Raw genomic sequence first — 17581 nt, 5'->3', positions numbered from 1 at the left:
CCTGTGATTGAGTCCATTTTGAAATGAATTTCCCTGGATTTCTCGCCCTTTCCACAGGTCAGTTGGGGTGATTTGTGGGGGTGATTTCCATTTCCGCCCGGATTTTATCAATAGCTCAATAGGTAAAGAATGTGAAGTCAATCCTACCACTCTGCTAGGTTCCGTTACGGTGTTGCCCAACCTGCATGGCTGCGACACTCCACGGGGTTGCGTTCCTCTGGATCGGACGTTTATGTCAGGGTGCCCGCGGCCGATACAATTACCTCCCGTGACGCAGCAGATTGATACCCACCAGATGAACACCCATCCATCCCACCCGGACCACCCCGCCGACACCCTCCCGGCGCGGGGGAACCGGGAGGGCACCACTGCCCGCACCTATGAGGTGCGTACCTTCGGCTGCCAGATGAACGTCCACGATTCCGAGCGTCTCTCCGGTCTGCTCGAGGAGGCCGGTTACACCGCGGCGGGGGAGGGTGACACCCCTGATCTCATCGTCTTCAACACCTGCGCGGTGCGTGAGAATGCCGATCAGCGTCTCTACGGCACACTGGGTAATCTGCGCGCCGTGAAGGAGAACCACCCCGGCATGCAGATCGCCGTGGGAGGCTGCCTCGCACAGAAGGACAAGGACACTGTGGTGAAGAAGGCCCCATGGGTGGATGTGGTCTTCGGTACCCACAACATCGCCTCGCTGCCGACCCTGCTCAACCGTGCGGAGCACAACCAGAAGGCTGAGGTGGAGATCGTCGATTCACTCGAGCAGTTCCCCTCCGTCCTCCCGGCCAAACGTGAATCCGCCTACGCCGGGTGGGTATCGGTCTCGGTGGGCTGCAACAACACCTGCACCTTCTGTATTGTGCCGAGCCTGCGTGGTAAGGAACAGGACCGCCGGCCTGGTGACATCCTCGCCGAGGTGCAGGCCCTGGTCGATCAGGGTGTCTCCGAGGTGACCCTGCTCGGTCAGAACGTCAATGCCTATGGCGTGAACTTCGTCGACCCCGAACTTGAGCGGGACCGTTCGGCCTTCTCCAAACTCCTGCGCGCCTGTGGTGACATCGAGGGCCTGGAGCGGGTCCGCTTCACCAGCCCACACCCGGCTGAATTCACCTCCGATGTCATTGATGCGATGGCGGAGACCCCGAACATCTGCCCGCAGCTGCATATGCCCCTGCAGTCCGGGTCGGACAGGGTGCTCAAGGAGATGCGCCGTTCCTACCGGTCGGCGAAGTTCCTCGCCATCCTGGATGAGGTCCGGGCGAAGATCCCGCATGCCTCGATCACCACCGACATCATCGTCGGTTTCCCGGGGGAGACGGAGGAGGATTTCCAGGCGACCCTGGATGTCGTCGAAAAGGCGCGCTTCACCTCCGCCTACACCTTCCAGTACAGCCCCAGGCCTGGAACCCCGGCGGCGGACTATGAGAACCAGGTGCCCAAGAAGGTTGTCCAGGAACGCTATGAGCGTCTCATGGCACTCCAGGAACGCATCTGCGAGGAGGAGAATCAGAAGTTCATCGGGCAGACGGTGGAGCTGCTCGTCCAGGCCGGTGGTGGTCGCAAGAACGATGCCACCAAGCGCATGTCTGGTCGCGCCCGCGATGGCCGTCTCGTCCACTTCACACCTGTGGGAACTATCGACGGGGAGATCCGCCCGGGTGATGTGGTCACGGTGGAGGTCACCGAGGCCAAACCGTTCTTCCTCATCGCCGATGCCGGTGTGCTCACCCACCGCCGTACCCGGGCGGGCGATAATTCCGCCGTGGGACAGGTCCCCACCACCGCGCCGATCGGTGTCGGTCTCGGACTGCCCCGGATCGGTGCGCCGGTCCCGGCCCCCGCAACCCCGGACAATGCCTGCGGTTGCTGATCCACACCCCGTGAAGTCCCCGTCCATCCGCCCGCCGGGCACTTGGGGAAACGTCCTCCCGACCGGCTACGATTGGTTACTGAACCCAACAAGGAGATGAACAGTCAAGTGAGTGAACAGAAGCTGAGCGGTCGGGAACTGGCGGCGCTGGAGAAGGATGCGGCGAAAACACTGGAACTGGGCGACAAGAAGGGCTTCCTCATCGCGGCGGTGGTCCTGTATGCCATCGGCCTCGTGTTGCCGCATATCCGCGGGGTGGCAGGCTGGCAGGTGCTGTTCTTCACCGACACCGCCTCCGATGCCGGCATCCGACTCGCCGAGTATGTCTTCTACATCCTGGGTGCCATCGGGGTGTTCCTGTTTACCCTGGGCACACTGACGCTCAGGCGGACCTGGATGGCCTGGGTGGCCTGGATCTTCTCCTGTGTGACCCTGGTGTACTCCGTGTTCGCGGCGTGGATGCGCCAGACCTCCACAGGGACGGATGACACCATCGTGCACATCGGCATGATCGTGAGCACGGTGGCGGCCGGCGCTGCGGTGTGGGGACTGTCCAGTATCATCCTCGCCCGCAGTGACCGCCAGCGTGACATCGCGCAGATGCGTGCTGAGGCCGGGGACCTGGATGCGGTGTCCGCCGCCCAGGGGGAGCTGCTGCGTCAGCAGCAGAGCAACCCCGAGAACAACCCCCTGCTTGTCGACGACCGCCGCGCCCGCGTCAAGCGCCGCCGTGCCGCGGCGTCCGGTGAGCAGGAGACCACCGGAGACACGGACAAGGACACCGGGGATCCGTCCTAGAGCACCTTCTCCCACAGTGTGGTCCGGGAAACCTCCCGGGCACCGAGAGCGCGGTTGATGGCCAGCATTGCCTGGTTGTCAACCGCGTTTGATGTTGCCACCCTTCTCACACGCGGATGGGTTTCGTGCAGCAGGTCCAGGCAGGCCAGTTTCACCGTGTGGCCCAGGCGCTGGCCACGGGCACGGGGATGGACGATGGTCAGACCCTGTTCCGCCGCCTCGGGGTTCGCGCCGGGCGGCAGGGAGATGGTGCTGAAGGCCACAACCCCGTCCGTATCGGTGATGATCACGGTGACCAGCTGCGTGCCCGTCCTGTTGATGCGGTCTGACTGCTGCGCCAATCGCCGTGGTGACCACCGCGCGGGGTCGGTGGTGAGGCTGCCGTGGGGGACATCTGTTGCGGCGATGTCCTGGAGTTCGACGATGCCCGCGATGAGAGACTCGGGGAAGGAGGTGCCGGTGACCCGGTGGATGTTGAACCCGCTCATCTCCAGAGTCTCCCGCCCGGTGGGGAGGTTAACAAGGTCGAGGACCTGCTGGATCTCCTCGTGAGCGCACCGGTACCCGGCGCGCTCCAACACCGCGCAGTGGTCGCATCCGGCGGTGGGTACGGGCGGGTGCATGTGGGCGGTTTGCAAAATACGACGTGACCACGGTGCGGCACCCGCGGTGGTCTCCGCGTGGGTGAGGAGGGCGTCGACAAGCGTGGTGGCCTCAGGGGTCAGATCCTCGCCCGGTAGGGGCTGGTGGCCGGCGTCGAGCACGATCTCGATGGCGGCGGAATCGGGATCGTCGATGAGGGGGAGGTTGATCTTCACCCAGCCCTCCGCCTCCACCCAGGGTTCCTCCTCCCCGTCTGCCGGGACCGTGGCACCCAGCTCCACCGGATCATCATGCGTGGCCACGAACAGTCGGGACACCAGTTCCGGGGATCCGGCGAGATCGGTGATGATCCGTTCGACGGACACGGACATGTCCGGATCCCCGGAGGCCTCCTGGGCGGCCAGGTTGGACATGAACACAAAGGAACGGACCTGGTCACCGGGCTCTTCACCGGCAACCGGGTCCGCGATCTGGATAATCTGCACCCGTGTGGACCTTAGAGCTTGTCCACTGCCTCATGGGCGGTCTTGGCCCACTCGGCCCACTGCTGTGCCTGCGCACGCAGCTTCTCTGCCTTCTTGGTGTTGCCCTTGGCCTCGGCGGCGTCGGCCTGGGCGTTGAACTCCTCGGCCTTGGCGGTGAACTGGTCGGCCCGCGCCTGGGCCTCCGGGTCGGTGCGACGCCACTGGGTTTCCTCGGCCTCGGAGACGCGCTTTTCCAGGGCGGCGATCTTATCCTCGAATTCCCGTACCCGGCCACGTGGCACGAACCCGACCTCCTCCCACTTCTCCTGCAGCTCACGAAGCTTGGCGCGGGCGCCCTCGAGGCTCTTGGCGGGATCGATCTGGGCATCGTATTCGGCCAGCAGGGCGTTCTTGGCCTCGGCGTTGGCCTCGAATTCCTGGTCGCGTTCCTTCGCCACGGCATTGCGCTTGTCGAAGAAGTAGTCCTGCGCCCCCTTGAAGGCGGCCCACAGCTTGTCGTCGACCTCGCGCGGTGCACGGCCGGCGGCCTTCCACTCCTGCATCAGGTCACGGAAGGCACGCGCGGTGTCATTCCACTCGGTGGATTCCTTCAGTGCCTCAGCGCGTTCGACGAGGGCCTCCTTGAGCTTGCGTGCGGTGGCACGGCCACGGTCCAGCTCGGCGAAGTGCGCCCCACGACGGCGATTGAAGGCATCACGGGCGCGGGAGTACCGCTTCCACAGCTCATCATCTGTTTTGCGTTCGATGCCGTGGATGGTCTTCCACTCATCCAGGATCGTGCGGATGCGGTCGCCGGCGACCTTCCAGTCGGTGGAGTTCTCCGCGATGTCCTCGGCCTCGGTGGCCAGTGCCTCCTTGCGGGCGATGGCCTCCTCTCGGCGCTTCGCCTTCTCCTCGCGGGCGCGCTGGTTGGCCTCCTCGGAGGAGTCAACGATGGCGCGCAGGCGGGTTTCCAGGGCATCCAGGTCACCGATGGCGGCCACGGTGGCCAGGGAAGCACGCAGCTCCTCGGCCTTGGCGCGGATGGAGTTGGCATCATCGGGGTGGGAGACCAGACGCTGTTCCAGCAGTTCCACCTCGGTGGCCAGGTCATCGAAGCGGGCCGCGTAATGGGCGAGCCCCTCCTCCGGGGTGCCGGCCTGCCAGGAACCGATGAGGCGCTCCCCGGCGGAGGTGGTCACGTAGGCGGAACCGTCGGCTTCCACACGACCGAACCTGGAGGGGTCACTGACCCGGGGCACCGGTGCGGGTGTGACCACAGCACCAGGGGTGGCACCCTTGGCCGCCTGAGCACCCGGGCGCGGTCCGGGACGGGGACCCGGGCGGGGACCCGGCTTCGGTGCGGTCGGGGAGCTGGGGGTCTGGTTCTCAGTCATGGACGGTCCTTAATCACTTGCATCGTCGTAGCCGCGCGACACGGCTGCCGAAAGTCGAATTACGTTCTACAAACATACCGCGCACACCCAGGGGTGTCAGGTAGATAGGGTGGGCTATCCGCCAAAACACCACCTTAATGCTGATTCCCCCCTGCCCACCCGACAGGCATGTCCGTGGCGCACGGGGCGGCAGGATAGGGTGGAAGCCGTGAAAACCACGCTCATCATCATGCCGGGCAGTCCCGCCCTGGTCGGCGAACTCGCGCCGTTGGACACCGCGGGTGCCCATCTCCTGGGGCGGATGCGCGACCTGTTCGACGATCATCTGGATACCACCGACACCCCGGTGGATCTGGTGGGTTCCCGGGCAGCCGGGTGGCACACCGCCCACACGGGGAGTTTCCGGGCCTGGGGAGCGCCGCAGGTGCAGGTGGGTGGGGGCAACCACCTGCCTGAGCTGGTGCAGCGCTACGCCCTCGGACGGTTCGCGGACCGGGTGCGTGGGGTACGCGACAACCTGGCGTCGATAAGCACCGATGCCCTCACCGTCGTGGCGGTCGACGGGGCGACCGGCCTGACCCAGCGTGCCCCCTCCTCCCTCGTCGACGGCGCTGCGGAGATCGATGGCTGGTGTCGCGCACTGCTGGGTGGGCAGCGCCCCGGGGCCAGGACGGAACAGGAGCTTGTCGACGCCGCCGTGCGCGAACCACAGCTGTGGCTGGAGCTGGCCGACCTCGCCGACCGGGTGGACACCGCCGACCTCATCGCGGCCGACACCTCCCACGGCGTGGGCAGGTATGTGGCGGTCTGGACGGTCACCAGATGATCACACCGATCGCCGTCGTCGGTCCCACCGCCTCGGGGAAATCAGCGCTCGGCATCGAACTGGCGCTGCGCCTGGACGGTGAAGTGGTCAACGTCGACTCCATGCAGCTCTACCGGGGCATGGACATCGGAACCGCGAAACTCACCCCCGAGGAGAGACAGGGCATCCCACACCACCAGCTCGATGTCCTCGACGTCACGGAAACCGCCTCGGTGGCCCGCTACCAGCAGGAGGCCGTCGCAGACGTGGAGGAGATCATGTCCCGCGGCAAGACACCGATCCTGGTCGGCGGATCGATGCTGTACGTCCAGTCACTCGTGGATGACTGGCAGTTCCCCCCGACCGACCCGGCGGTGCGGGCCCGGTGGGAGGCACGCCTGGCGGAGATCGGGGTGACGCGTCTGCATGAGGAGCTGCGCGCCCGGGACCCGGAGGCCGCGGCGATCATTGAAAACAACGACCCACGGCGCACCGTCCGCGCGCTGGAGGTGATCGAACTGACCGGTCAGCCCTTCAAGGCCAGCCAGCCCCCGAAGGATGCACCCCCGCGCTGGGGGACCACCATCCTGGGGTTGAGGACCACCGCCGACTGGCTCAACCCACGCATCGAACTGCGCACCCACCTGATGTTCGAACGTGGTTTCCTTGAGGAGGTGGAGGGCCTGGTCAGGGATCACGGCCTGATTGCCGAGTCCACCGCCGGACGGGCCATCGGCTACGCCCAGGTGCTCGACGCTCTGGCCGGGGAACTGACCCTGGATGAGGCCGTGGAGCGCACCATCACCGGCACCCGTCGCTATGTGCGCCGGCAGCGCGCCTGGTTCAACCGCGATCACCGCATCCGGTGGATCGACGCGGACGGGGACACCACCGCCAGGGCACTGGACATTCTCGGCCGCTGACAAGTGGTGGGCTCAGGTCTAGACTGATCCGGGTGAAAAAAGAGATCGCCTTCGCCAAGGGGCATGCCACCGAGAACGACTTCATCATCATCCACGACCCGGATGGGACAATCGACCTGACCGCGGATGAGGTCACGCGACTGTGCGATCGCCGCGCCGGGCTGGGGGCGGACGGGGTGCTGCGCGTGGTGCGTGCCGGCGAACTCGGTGTGCAGACACCCGGTGTGGATCCCGGGTGGTGGTTCATGGATTACCGCAACGCAGACGGCTCCCTGGCCGAGATGTGCGGCAACGGGGTGCGGGTGTTCGCCCACTGGCTGGCCGCACACCAACTGGTGGACACCACTGACTTCACCATCGGCACCCGCGCCGGGGCCCGGTCGGTGACGGTGCTCTCCGCCGACCGCGATGATGCGGTGGTGCGGGTGGATATGGGGCCAGCTGCGGTGACGGGGATCTCCACCTGCATGATCGCGGATCAGCCCTTCGCCGGGATGGGGGTGGATCTGGGCAACCCGCACCTGGCGTGCGTGGTGCCGGGCCTGACCCCTGCGGCGCTGAAGAACATCGCATTGGAGGCACCTGTGTTCGACACCGCCTTCTTCCCCCGGGGCGTCAACGTTGAACTGGTGACGGAGCTTGCCGACGGGCTCGATGACCCCGCCATCCACATGCGGGTCTGGGAACGGGGGGTGGGGGAGACCCGCTCATGCGGCACCGGCACCGTAGCCGCTGCCCGCGCCGCCCTGGCTGATGCCGGACAGGCCGTGGGCACGGTGACGGTGTATGTACCCGGTGGCGCCGTGGAGGTGGGGATCCGGGAAGAAACGTCCACCCTGACCGGACCGAGCCGGATCATCGCCACGGGGACAGTGAGGATCTGACGAGGATCTGACACGGTGCGGACCTGTCGACCCCCGGGAGATCAGTGGCCGGTGTCGCTGTGGGGGTTGCTGTCGGGGTCGCTGTCGGGGTCGTAGTCCGTCCCGAGCAGGTGGGCGGCACGCCGTGCGGCAAGCCAGGATTCCCGGAGATCCAGGGCACGGGCATCGGTAACCTTGAGGATCCCCTCCAGCTGCGGCACCGTCAACTCACCCTGCAGGCGGGCCTCGAGCCGGCGGATGAATCGCCGGGCACTGTTGAGGACGAAGTGGAACCGTTGGATATCCGGGTCGGCACAGTCGGGATCAGCAAGTGCAGGCCGGAACAGGGTGCGGTCCGCCAGGGCGTTCGCGGAGGGGTCATTGAGGAATGTCTCCCACTCCTCCTGCACATCCCTGATCTCATCAGCGGACAGCTGTATGGAGGTGACCAGGGAGGAGATCTCCGGGGAGTGGGTCCGCATCTGCCGGATGCTGAAGACGGTGGCGATGATGAGGCCCGCCAGAATCAGTCCCGGGAGTTTCAACCAGACGACCAACACCAGACAGCACAACCCGATGACCACGAAAGGCCACCGGGGCGTCTGGGGCCCTTGTTCATAGGGTGCTAGATCCGGCATGAGGGAGGTTCGTCCTGGTTGTTGTGTGATGGGAGGAATGGGGCACCGGGGAAACATATGGTGCTATTTCCCACATCACACTAGTGATGATCGGCCCGGGGTGCAGGAAGCACCCCGACCGGTGGCTGGTTCACCGTGTGGGAGCTAGTGTCCGCCGCAACCACAGGAACCGGAACCGCATCCGCCACCGTCACTGCCGCAGCCACCGCCGGCCTGGGGGATCACGGAGGCGGCCAGCAGCACCTTTCCTGACACGATGGAATCACGTGGGGGAAGCTCAGGGGCGTCCGGCAGGCACAGATCGAAGGCGAAATAACCGTCGACGGTGGCGTGGATGAACCGCTGGCCGGTCAGGGCGTTGGTGCGGTACTCGGAGGAGAGCACACGGGCGGAGAACTCCGCGGAGGCATCCGGGACGGTGGCACCGCTGCCACTTGCCACCTGCAGGGCGCCTTCGGAGGTGAGCATGCCCACCACCTCACCACCGTTGAGCAGATACTCATCGGCATTGGCGTGCACCTGGACATCCACACCCAGGGCGGTCACGGCGAGCATCTGCCACCGCTGGACGGGTTCATCGACCAGCAGGGGGCCCTGAGCGAGGTTGGCGGTGACGGTGGTGACGTTATTACCGAAGGGGTCAATGATGTCGATGAGCGCCAACACATCATTGATCATGCTCACATGGCCGTAGGCCACCGTGGAGGAGGAGAAACCCACAAAGGTGGCAAACGGCTCCACCGCCAGAATATTGATCTGGGCACCGGACTCATCCGAGAACCGGATGAGCTGCCCGCCACGCACCTCACCGGTCACCTCCAGGCGCTCGGAGGCGATGGCCGCCTCCACCGCATCCTGCCAGCGGGCGAAGTCCATGCCGATACTCTTCAGGTCACTAATCATGCGCAACAGTCTATCCCGCGCACCGGGCGTGAGTCACGTTGCGGGTACGTGATCTGTCACCACTGCTTTCTCGGGAATATCGACGACCCGCGGGATGTTCAGGGGCCAGAGCCACAGGCCGCAACCCCACCCCGGCGGTGGGGTGCCGGGCAGATGTGGATGCCCTGTGTTCGCTACCAGCGTTGGGAAAGGTCTGGCCACGCAGGTCAGATACATGGAACAATGGTGAACAATGGATGAAAAGAACAAGATCAATCACGAGGACCTCCTCGCCCAGGCTTTCCACGACCATGTCAAGCGTGAGCCACTCACCGAAACCACCGGTTTCGACCTCTCGGGTCTGATTCCCGCCGACACCACCAGGCGCCCGGCCGAGTCCCGATCCACCCATGACGGTGACACCCCCTCGGTCGGTGAACTCGACCTCGAGGACCGCGAGGCCATCAGACGTCGCGAGACCACCATCCACTCCGATGATGCCGCGGACATCTACGAGGTGGAGTACCGGAAGCTCCGCCTGGAGCGCGTCATCCTCGTCGGGGTGTGGACCGAAGGCACCACCGCCGAGATCGACGCCAGCCTCGCCGAACTCGCCGCACTGGCGGACACCGCCGGGGCCGAGGTGATCGAATCGCTCTACCAGAAGCGTGACAAGCCGGATCCCGGCACCTATATCGGTTCCGGCAAGGTCCGTGAACTCAAGGAGATCATCGAGGCCACCGGTGCGGACACCGTGGTCTGCGACGGTGAACTGAGCCCCTCCCAGCTGGTCGCGCTGGAACGCGAACTCAACATCAAGGTCATTGACCGCACGATGCTGGTGTTGGACATCTTCGCCCAGCACGCCAAATCCCGTGAGGGTAAGGCTCAGGTGGCGCTGGCGCAGATGGAATACCTGATCACCCGTGTCCGTGGCTGGGGCGGCAACCTCTCGCGTCAGGCCGGCGGTCGCGCCGGTTCCAATGGCGGTGTGGGCCTGCGTGGTCCCGGTGAGACGAAGATCGAGGCGGACCGCCGTCGTCTGCGCTCCGACATGGCGCGGCTGCGCCGGGAACTCTCGGGCATGGACACCGCCCGTGGGATCAAACGCTCACAGCGTTCGGAATCACTGGTCCCACAGATCGCCATCGCGGGGTACACCAATGCCGGCAAGTCCTCCCTCATCAACGCCATGACGGGGGCGGGCGTGCTCGTCGAGGACGCACTCTTCGCCACCCTGGACCCCACCACCCGCAAGGCGGAACTCGCCGATGGCCGCCATGTTGTCTTCACCGACACCGTCGGATTCATCCGGCACCTGCCGACCTCCCTGGTGGAGGCGTTCAAATCCACCCTCGAGGAGGTGCTGGAGGCTGATCTCATGCTGCATGTGGTGGACGGCTCCGACCCGTTCCCGCTCAAGCAGATCGAGGCGGTCAACAGTGTCATCAGCGATATCATCCGCACCACCGGGGAGACCCCACCCCCGGAGATCATCGTGGTGAACAAGATCGACCAGGCCGATCCACTCACCCTGGCCGAGCTGCGTCACGCACTCGATGATGTGGTGTTCGTCTCCGCCCTGACGGGTGAGGGCATCAAGGAGCTGGAGGCGCGCATCGAGTTGTTCCTCAACTCCCGGGACACCCGCCTGACGGTGTTGATCCCCTTCACCCGGGGCGATATTGTCTCCCGCATTCACCAGTACGGAACCGTGCTGTCCGAGGAGTACTCAGCTGACGGCACCCTCATGGAAGTCCGCATCCCGGCCCAGCTGGCTGCAGAATTGAAGCAGTACGCGGTGGATGCCGGCACCGGGGACGCCCCACACAATGAGGACGATGAGGCAGCGGCCAGTTAAACCTCCGAACTGACCCATCGGGCGTTCTCGGCAGGTAACGATCCTCCAACGATCGCACCTCCCGATTTCCCCGGAGGCCCCGCGTAGCAGATAATGAGTGCTCGTGACTTCTACTTGGGGATGGACCGTCCATGGAGACGGCAGAAAAATTGAGCCCGGCGCAGTTGTCGCTCCTCGTGAGCGCCTGAGCTGGGGTCGCACCATCGGCATCGGGATGCAGCATGTGGTTGCCATGTTCGGCGCCACTCTGCTGGTTCCGACACTGACCGGGTTCCCGGTCAACACCACCCTGCTCTTCTCCGGTCTGGGAACGATCTTCTTCCTGCTGATCACCAGAAACCGCCTTCCCTCCTACCTCGGCAGCTCCTTCGCCTTCATCGCGCCGTTGACCGCCACCCAGGCCCAGGGCATCAGCGTCCAGATCGGTGGGGTGCTGGTGAGCGGCCTGGTCCTCATGGGCATCGGTTTCCTGGTGAAGGCAGCGGGTCGTCGGGTCATTGACGCTGTCATGCCACCGACCGTCACCGGCGCGATCGTCGCGCTGATCGGCCTGAATCTCGCGCCCACAGCGGCGAGCAACTACCAGGCACAGCCATTCGTGGCCACGGTGACCCTGATGGTGATCCTGCTGGCCACGGTCGCGGGCCGCGGCATGGTCGCGCGCCTGGGCATCCTCATCGGTGTCGTGGTCGGCTGGGTGTTCGCGGCCCTCACCGACAACCTGGCGGAGGGTTCCGTCGAGGCGATCAGCTCCGCCTCCTGGATTGGTCTGCCCCAGTTCCATACCCCGGAGTTCCAGCTTTCGGCGATCCTGGTGACCCTGCCCGTGGTCATCGTCCTGGTGGCCGAGAACATCGGACACGTCAAGGCGGTATCCGAGATGACGGGGGAGAACCTTGACGACCTGGCCGGAAATGCCCTCATCGCCGATGGTCTGGCCACCTCCGTGGCTGGTGGTTTCGGCGGTTCCGGTACCACCACCTACGCGGAGAACATCGGTGTCATGGCCGCCACCCGTGTCTACTCCACCGCGGCCTACTGGGTCGCGGCCTTCACCGCGATCGCCCTGGCATTCATCCCCAAATTCGGTGCCCTGATCTTCACCATCCCCGTCGGTGTGCTGGGAGGAGCAACGCTGGTGCTCTACGGTCTCATCGGCATGCTGGGTATCCGCATCTGGCAGGATAACCGGGTCAACTTCAACAATCCCGTGAATCTGACCATGGCTGCTGTTGCCCTGGTCGCCGGTATCGGCAACCTCACCCTGACCATCTTCGGTGTCACCCTGGAGGGTATCGCCTGGGGCTCGGTCGGCATCATCGTGCTGTACCCGCTGATGAAGAAGCTGTATGTCACCCTGGGGGAGGGCAAGGGCGCAAAGTTCTACAACTGACCCACCCGGCCCTGGGGCTTCTCACACAAACACCCTGTTCATGACCGGGGTATGAGATTTCCGTCCCGGGGTGGTTTTGTCCGGGGCCAAAGGGGTGTACTCTACTTTTCCATCACCCGATCGGATCACCTGATCGGCCCCTGCACACCACCGAGGTGGCGGGGACGGCACGAGTCAACTTAGGAATGCCCACATTGCTCACTGATACCCGGTTTGAGAAGATCCCCGCCCATGATGTGGTGGGTATCCGAGTGATCATCTCCTCCGATGAGATCACCGATCTCTTTGATCGTGGTTTCGCGGAGATCCGCAAAATGCTCACCATTGAAGGCATTGAGCCGGCCGGGCCCGGCCGCGCCTACTACTTCGGTGAGGTCTCCGACACGGTAGACATCCTCGTCGGTTTCCCCGTATCCCCGGTGCAGGCGGACACCCTGCGTCGAGGTGCGCTCAGCCAGTCCGGCGGGGACATCGATGATATCGTCCTCCATCATTTCCGCGATATGAAAACCTTCCACAGTCGCCACACCGGCGCCTACGATGGCCTGCAGGAGACCTGGAACCAGGCGTTCACCGAGATCGAGGAGCTCGGGTGCAGGTTGCCCGCGGTCACCGTCGGCTGGGAGGAGTATGTCACCACGCCGTGCTCCACGCAGAATCCGGAGACCATGATCACCGATGTCTTCGTGCAGGTCTGCCAGGTGCCGGCCCACGTCTGACGGACACCACCGCAGCCCCCCTCATGAAACGATCCCGGGCGGGATCCGGATAGCCCACCATCAACGGTGGGCCGTCCCGGATCCCGCCCGGGATCATTGTTGGTGCAGGAGGCTGGTCCGATACTACTCGGCGTCCAGATCCTGCTCGATCATGGAGGCGATCTTCTCCACGGCCTCGGGGTTGTCGGAGGTGACGGTGACCTGATCACCGTGTTCCGCGCCCAGTGCCATGATCATGAGGGAGGAGGAAGCATCGGTTTCCTCGTCATCGTCGGAACCAACGAGGGTCAGCAGGATCTCATCATCGAATTCTGCGGCGGCCTCGGCGATCAGCGAGGCGGGGCGTGCATGCAGGCCGACGGAGGAACCAACGGTAACGGTTTTGGAAGCCATGGGAAATCCTTTCTCTGCACCTCGGGGAACCGGAGGACATCCGGTGGAAAGGTGCGGTTGGGGGCCCACCCCGGTTGGGGCGTGGGGCCCGGTATGTTGTGTTTCAAGTCTAGTGATGCCCGAACAGGGGCGCCACGACTGCCCGGGTAGGAATCAGGCCGTCGCGGGGGTTGACCCGGGTGCACCGGTCTGCGTTGCAGCAGCCGCCGCGGCAGCTTCAACTGCCTTGTTGGGCCAGAACTGTTTGAGGGCCACCACCGCGATGGTGGACACCGCGGTGCCTGCAATCAGGGCGATGAGCCAACCCCACCACGGTTCAATAGCCCAGATCACGAAGATACCACCGTGTGGCGCGCGGGAGCCGACACCCAGGGCCATGGAGATGGCACCGGTGGTGGCTCCACCGAGCATCATCGACGGGATCACACGCAGGGGATCGGCCGCGGCGAACGGGATTGCACCCTCGGAGATGAAGGCCAGACCCAGTAGCCACGAGGACTTGCCGTTCTCCTGTTCAGCGGGGGTGAACAGGCGGGCGCGCAGGATGGTGGCCAGCGACATCGCGATAGGCGGAACCATACCCGCGGCCATCACAGTGGCCATGATCTGGAGGGAGGCCTCGTCACCGGTGGACAGGCCTGCGGTGGCGAAGAGGTAGGCGGCCTTGTTGACCGGGCCACCGAGATCGAAGCACATCATCAGGCCCAGGATGATACCGAGAACCACTGCGGAGGATCCGGACATGGAACCCAGCCAGTCCTGCAGCGAGGTCATGATCCACGCCAGCGGACGACCGAGAAGCAGGTACATCACCAGACCCACCACCAGTGAGGTCAGCAGTGGGATGATCACCACCGGCATCAGCGACTGCACCACGCGCGGCACCTTCCAGGAACCGATCCATGCGGCGATGAGACCGGCGAGGATACCGGTGACCAGGCCACCGATGAAGCCTGCGCCGATGGCCACGGAGATCGCGCCACCGACAAAACCCGGTGCGATGCCGGGGCGACCGGCCAGGGCATAGGCGGTGTAGCCGGACAGCGCGGCGACGATGAAGCCCATGGCTCCTTGACCGGTGGCGAAGAGTACGGCGCCCAGGTAGAGCAGGAATCCGGAACGGGCGAACTCCATCATCTCCCCGTCGACCTCAACGGTATTACCCGGGAGGTTGGTCAGGGAATGATTCGTGGCGATGGCCGACCAGCCATTGGCCATGTCATAACCACCGAAGAGGAATCCCAGGGCCAGCAGCAGACCACCGGCGGCGACAAACGGCACCATATAGGACACACCGGTCATCACCGCCTGCTGGATGCGCTTGCCCCAGCCGAGCTGGGCACCGGTTTCCTCACCCGGGGTGGTGGCGGTCTTCGCGCCGGAGACGCGCCGGGCGTTCGGGTTGCGTGCGGCGGTGATGGCCTCGTCGATCATCACAGCGGGTTCGTTGATGGCGCGTTTGACACCCGATTCGATGACCGGTTTGCCGGCGAAACGTTCGCGGTCCTTGACCCCGACATCGGTGGCGAAGATGACGGCGTCAGCAGCTTCGATGATGGCGGGATCCAGTGGGGTCACCGCGGATGATCCCTGGGTTTCCACGTGCAAGTCCACATCATCGCGACCGTCGGCGTGCTGCTTCAGTGCATCGGCGGCCATGTAGGTGTGGGCGATACCGGTCGGGCAGGCGGTCACCGCGACGATGCGGGTGATGCTTGTCGACGCCTCCGTGGCCACCGATTCCCGCACCGGTGCGGTCTCCTTCGGGGCGGGGTTGAGGACGGCGTCGACAAGCTCGACGATCTCCTCCTCGGTCCGGGCGGTGTTGAGCGCATCGATGAAATCCTTCTTCACCAGGTTCCTGGCGAGTTTGGACAGGATCTTCAGATGTTCCTTGCCACCACCGGCGGGCGCGGCGATGAGGAAGACGATGTTGGCATCACCATCGGGGCCGCTGAAATCAACCGGTCGGCTCAGGCGGGCAAACGCCAGGGTGGCGGTCTCCACGGACTCGGAACGGCAGTGGGGGATGGCCACACCACCGGGGACACCGGTTCCGGATTTCGCCTCCCGCTCCAGGGCATCCGCCGCCAGGGCCTCCGCGGAACCGGCACGGCCGGCGGAGTGGACGACGGAGGCGAGATTATTGATGACCTCGGTGGCCGTGGCACCGAAATCGACATCCAGCCTCACCAGTGAGGTGTTAATGACGTTATTCATAGGTATTTTTCCTAAACAGCTTTCTTGACCTCGGCACCCTTGGTGGTGATCTGATCGGGACGTGGAATGGTGGTGCCCGGCAGGGCGGTGGCTGCCGAGCCGTAGGCGACCGCATGGAGAACGGAATCGGGGATGGACAGGCCACGGGTCCTGGCGAGGACGAAACCCGCCAGGGCGCAGTCACCCGCACCCACGGTGGAGACCGCGGTGATCTCCGGGGTGGAGGACACCCAGGCACCCTCGGTATTGACCAGCACCGCCCCCGCCTCACCGAGAGTGACCAGTACCTGTTCGATGCCGCGTTCAACCAGCACGGTCGCACAGTCGATGATGGGGGCGTAGTCACCCCCGCGGGCCCTGTCCTCAAGTTCCTGACCATCCACACCGACCAGCTGACCCAGCTCCCGGCCATTCGGTTTGATCAGGTTCGGCGCGGCACCGGGCTCATCCAGGTGCCTGCCCAGTTCCTGCAGCGGTGCATCGGAGGTGTCCACCGCCACGCGGGCACCGGGGCAGGCGCGGTGAACCAGGGCGGTCAGGCGCGAATACCAGTCGAGGGGAGCGCCCGGAGGGAGTGAACCGGCCAGCACGACCCAGGTGACATCCGCGCTGAGGGCGTCGACAAGCGTTCTCTCCAACCGGGTGACATGCGCCTGGCTCAGGGGGGCACCCGGCCCGTTGAGTTTGGTGGTCGTGCCATCCGGTTCCGTGATGGTGGTGTTGGTGCGGACATTGGTGGGGATGAGGACGGTCTCGATGGGGAAACCGATCTCCCGGACCAGGGGGACGAAGGGATCAAGACGTCCCGCGGGGAAGAGCGCCACGGTATCCACGCCGGCCAGGAAGACCGCGTGCGCGACATTGATGCCCTTGCCACCGGCCACCGCGGTGACGGACTCCAGGCGCTGCACCTCACCGCGGGTCAGTTCGCCACCGAGGGCGAGGGTTGAGTCGATGCTGGGATTGGGTGTCAGTGTGACAATCAAGGGGTAACCACCTGAGTATTGCTAGCGGACGGGAATATGAGTGGGGAAGTGGCGGGATCGGCATCCGTGACCACCACATCAGCCTCGGAGAGAGCACCGAAGGCGATACCCCGGGGTTGCCTCAGTGAGGTCGCGGGGAGAACCATCACGGTGAACGAGGAATTGGTGATCATGGCGCGCCGGGTCGCCCCGGCAGCCGGATCAAGGGCGGTGACACTGTGGGCATCCACCAGACCATCGGGACAGATGAAGGAGATCTCGGCGCGGAGGGCCGTGATCATCTCCACCGCTGTCCTGCCGGTGAGGGATTGACTCCCCCGGGACATCCGCCCACCGGTCATGGTGATTCGGGGCATGCCTGCCCGGGCGAGGATCATGCCGGCGGCCGGGGAGGTGGTGACCACCGTCCACCTGCCGTCGCCGTGGATCTCCCCGAGAACGGCGGCGAGGGCCAGGGCCACCGGGCCGGAGTCCAGGAAGATGCCCCGGGTGTCCGGTTGGATGAAATCGACGGCCAACCGGGCCAGTGCGATGACATCCGTGGTGGAGTCGGGCTGGGGGGTTGTGATGTGGACCCCCTTCCCGGGTGGGATGGCACCCCCGTGGACCCGCTGGAGCTGGCCACGGTCCTCCAGCACCCGCAGATCACGCCGGATGGTTTCGGAGGTCACCCCGAAGTGCTCGGCGAGCATGCCGACCCCGACCCGGCCCGTGTGCGCCAGGATCGCGAGGATCCCAGTCTGTCGCCCGCGAACGGAGACCATAC

The 17581-nt window shown here is 65.0% G+C and carries 16 protein-coding genes; 8 read left to right on the top strand and 8 right to left on the bottom strand.

What is annotated here, in order from left to right:
- Positions 1 to 268: 268 nt before the first annotated feature.
- Together miaB and CE_RS09200 are read left to right on the top strand one after the other, a co-directional pair.
- Positions 269 to 1870: a tRNA (N6-isopentenyl adenosine(37)-C2)-methylthiotransferase MiaB gene (miaB, locus tag CE_RS09205; RefSeq protein WP_006767842.1), complete on the top strand. Its 1602-nt coding sequence runs from the start codon at positions 269 to 271 to the stop codon at positions 1868 to 1870.
- A 96-nt stretch (positions 1871 to 1966) separates the two neighbouring features.
- Complete coding sequence (locus CE_RS09200) at positions 1967 to 2668, top strand: Rv2732c family membrane protein (protein ID WP_006767841.1); 702 nt, start codon at positions 1967 to 1969, stop codon at positions 2666 to 2668.
- On the opposite strand, the gene CE_RS09195 is transcribed toward CE_RS09200, so the two are convergent.
- Together CE_RS09195 and CE_RS09190 are read right to left on the bottom strand one after the other, a co-directional pair.
- On the bottom strand, positions 2665 to 3756 hold the full coding sequence (locus CE_RS09195; RefSeq protein ID WP_006767840.1) for a GNAT family N-acetyltransferase: 1092 nt from the start codon (positions 3754 to 3756) through the stop codon (positions 2665 to 2667). The two genes, CE_RS09200 and CE_RS09195, sit on opposite strands and share 4 nt — an antisense overlap.
- An 11-nt stretch (positions 3757 to 3767) precedes the next feature.
- Positions 3768 to 5132, bottom strand: coding sequence for a DUF349 domain-containing protein (locus CE_RS09190; RefSeq protein ID WP_011075636.1), 1365 nt, complete (start codon positions 5130 to 5132; stop codon positions 3768 to 3770).
- A gap of 199 nt (positions 5133 to 5331) precedes the next feature.
- Here CE_RS09190 and CE_RS09185 point away from each other — a divergent pair, with 199 nt between their 5' ends.
- From CE_RS09185 to dapF, 3 genes are read left to right on the top strand one after another with little or no spacing between them, the layout of a single operon-like run.
- Positions 5332 to 5958, top strand: a complete 627-nt coding sequence (locus CE_RS09185) for a hypothetical protein (RefSeq protein ID WP_006767838.1) — start codon at positions 5332 to 5334, stop codon at positions 5956 to 5958.
- Entirely contained in the window at positions 5955 to 6860 is a 906-nt protein-coding gene (gene miaA, locus CE_RS09180) for a tRNA (adenosine(37)-N6)-dimethylallyltransferase MiaA (protein WP_006767837.1), read from the top strand. Before CE_RS09185 ends, miaA begins: the two co-directional genes overlap by 4 nt.
- Positions 6861 to 6892: 32 nt before the next feature.
- Positions 6893 to 7744 carry a diaminopimelate epimerase gene (gene dapF, locus CE_RS09175; protein WP_006767836.1) on the top strand — a complete coding sequence of 284 codons (852 nt, stop codon included), beginning with the start codon at positions 6893 to 6895 and terminating at the stop codon, positions 7742 to 7744.
- A gap of 41 nt (positions 7745 to 7785) precedes the next feature.
- Here dapF and CE_RS09170 read toward each other — a convergent pair whose 3' ends face one another.
- Positions 7786 to 8361 (bottom strand): hypothetical protein, encoded by a 576-nt coding sequence (locus CE_RS09170; RefSeq protein ID WP_006767835.1) that lies wholly within the window; start codon positions 8359 to 8361, stop codon positions 7786 to 7788.
- A 144-nt stretch (positions 8362 to 8505) separates the two neighbouring features.
- Complete coding sequence (locus CE_RS09165) at positions 8506 to 9264, bottom strand: hypothetical protein (protein ID WP_006767834.1); 759 nt, start codon at positions 9262 to 9264, stop codon at positions 8506 to 8508.
- 232 nt (positions 9265 to 9496) lie between these two features.
- Here CE_RS09165 and hflX point away from each other — a divergent pair, with 232 nt between their 5' ends.
- The 3 genes from hflX (at position 9497) to CE_RS09150 (ending at position 13216) form a co-directional block, all read left to right on the top strand.
- On the top strand, positions 9497 to 11104 hold the full coding sequence (gene hflX / locus CE_RS09160; RefSeq protein WP_006767832.1) for a GTPase HflX: 1608 nt from the start codon (positions 9497 to 9499) through the stop codon (positions 11102 to 11104).
- Positions 11105 to 11201: 97 nt separating this feature from the next.
- Positions 11202 to 12497, top strand: coding sequence for a uracil-xanthine permease family protein (locus CE_RS09155; protein WP_011075630.1), 1296 nt, complete (start codon positions 11202 to 11204; stop codon positions 12495 to 12497).
- 194 nt (positions 12498 to 12691) lie between these two features.
- Complete coding sequence (locus CE_RS09150) at positions 12692 to 13216, top strand: GyrI-like domain-containing protein (RefSeq protein WP_035108840.1); 525 nt, start codon at positions 12692 to 12694, stop codon at positions 13214 to 13216.
- A gap of 123 nt (positions 13217 to 13339) precedes the next feature.
- Here CE_RS09150 and CE_RS09145 read toward each other — a convergent pair whose 3' ends face one another.
- The 4 genes from CE_RS09145 to CE_RS09130 all read right to left on the bottom strand — a co-directional run bounded on the left by CE_RS09145 (position 13340) and on the right by CE_RS09130 (position 17579).
- A complete protein-coding gene (locus tag CE_RS09145; protein ID WP_006767829.1) occupies positions 13340 to 13609 on the bottom strand; it encodes an HPr family phosphocarrier protein in 270 nt (89 codons plus the stop codon).
- Positions 13610 to 13762: 153 nt separating this feature from the next.
- Positions 13763 to 15829 (bottom strand): PTS fructose transporter subunit IIABC, encoded by a 2067-nt coding sequence (locus CE_RS09140; protein ID WP_006767828.1) that lies wholly within the window; start codon positions 15827 to 15829, stop codon positions 13763 to 13765.
- Positions 15830 to 15840: 11 nt separating this feature from the next.
- Positions 15841 to 16815: a 1-phosphofructokinase gene (locus CE_RS09135; protein WP_006767827.1), complete on the bottom strand. Its 975-nt coding sequence runs from the start codon at positions 16813 to 16815 to the stop codon at positions 15841 to 15843.
- The gene (locus CE_RS09130) at positions 16812 to 17579 is read right to left on the bottom strand and encodes a DeoR/GlpR family DNA-binding transcription regulator (protein WP_006767826.1); all 768 of its coding nucleotides are present in this window, start codon (positions 17577 to 17579) and stop codon (positions 16812 to 16814) included. Before CE_RS09130 ends, CE_RS09135 begins: the two co-directional genes overlap by 4 nt.
- Positions 17580 to 17581: the final 2 nt, after the last annotated feature.

The sequence above is a fragment of the Corynebacterium efficiens YS-314 genome (assembly GCF_000011305.1).
Lineage (GTDB): Bacteria > Actinomycetota > Actinomycetes > Mycobacteriales > Mycobacteriaceae > Corynebacterium > Corynebacterium efficiens.
Note: the sequence above shows the minus strand (reverse complement) of the source record. Positions and strands in the feature narration are given on the sequence as shown.

Coding starts and splice junctions, on each gene's coding strand:
- CE_RS09140 (WP_006767828.1), bottom strand. CDS start 15,829: ATGAATAACGTCATTAACACCTCACTGGTGAGGCTGGATGTCGATTTC.
- CE_RS09170 (WP_006767835.1), bottom strand. CDS start 8,361: ATGCCGGATCTAGCACCCTATGAACAAGGGCCCCAGACGCCCCGGTGG.
- CE_RS09165 (WP_006767834.1), bottom strand. CDS start 9,264: ATGATTAGTGACCTGAAGAGTATCGGCATGGACTTCGCCCGCTGGCAG.
- CE_RS09200 (WP_006767841.1), top strand. CDS start 1,967: ATGAACAGTCAAGTGAGTGAACAGAAGCTGAGCGGTCGGGAACTGGCG.
- miaA (WP_006767837.1), top strand. CDS start 5,955: ATGATCACACCGATCGCCGTCGTCGGTCCCACCGCCTCGGGGAAATCA.
- CE_RS09190 (WP_011075636.1), bottom strand. CDS start 5,132: ATGACTGAGAACCAGACCCCCAGCTCCCCGACCGCACCGAAGCCGGGT.
- CE_RS09145 (WP_006767829.1), bottom strand. CDS start 13,609: ATGGCTTCCAAAACCGTTACCGTTGGTTCCTCCGTCGGCCTGCATGCA.
- CE_RS09130 (WP_006767826.1), bottom strand. CDS start 17,579: ATGGTCTCCGTTCGCGGGCGACAGACTGGGATCCTCGCGATCCTGGCG.
- hflX (WP_006767832.1), top strand. CDS start 9,497: ATGGATGAAAAGAACAAGATCAATCACGAGGACCTCCTCGCCCAGGCT.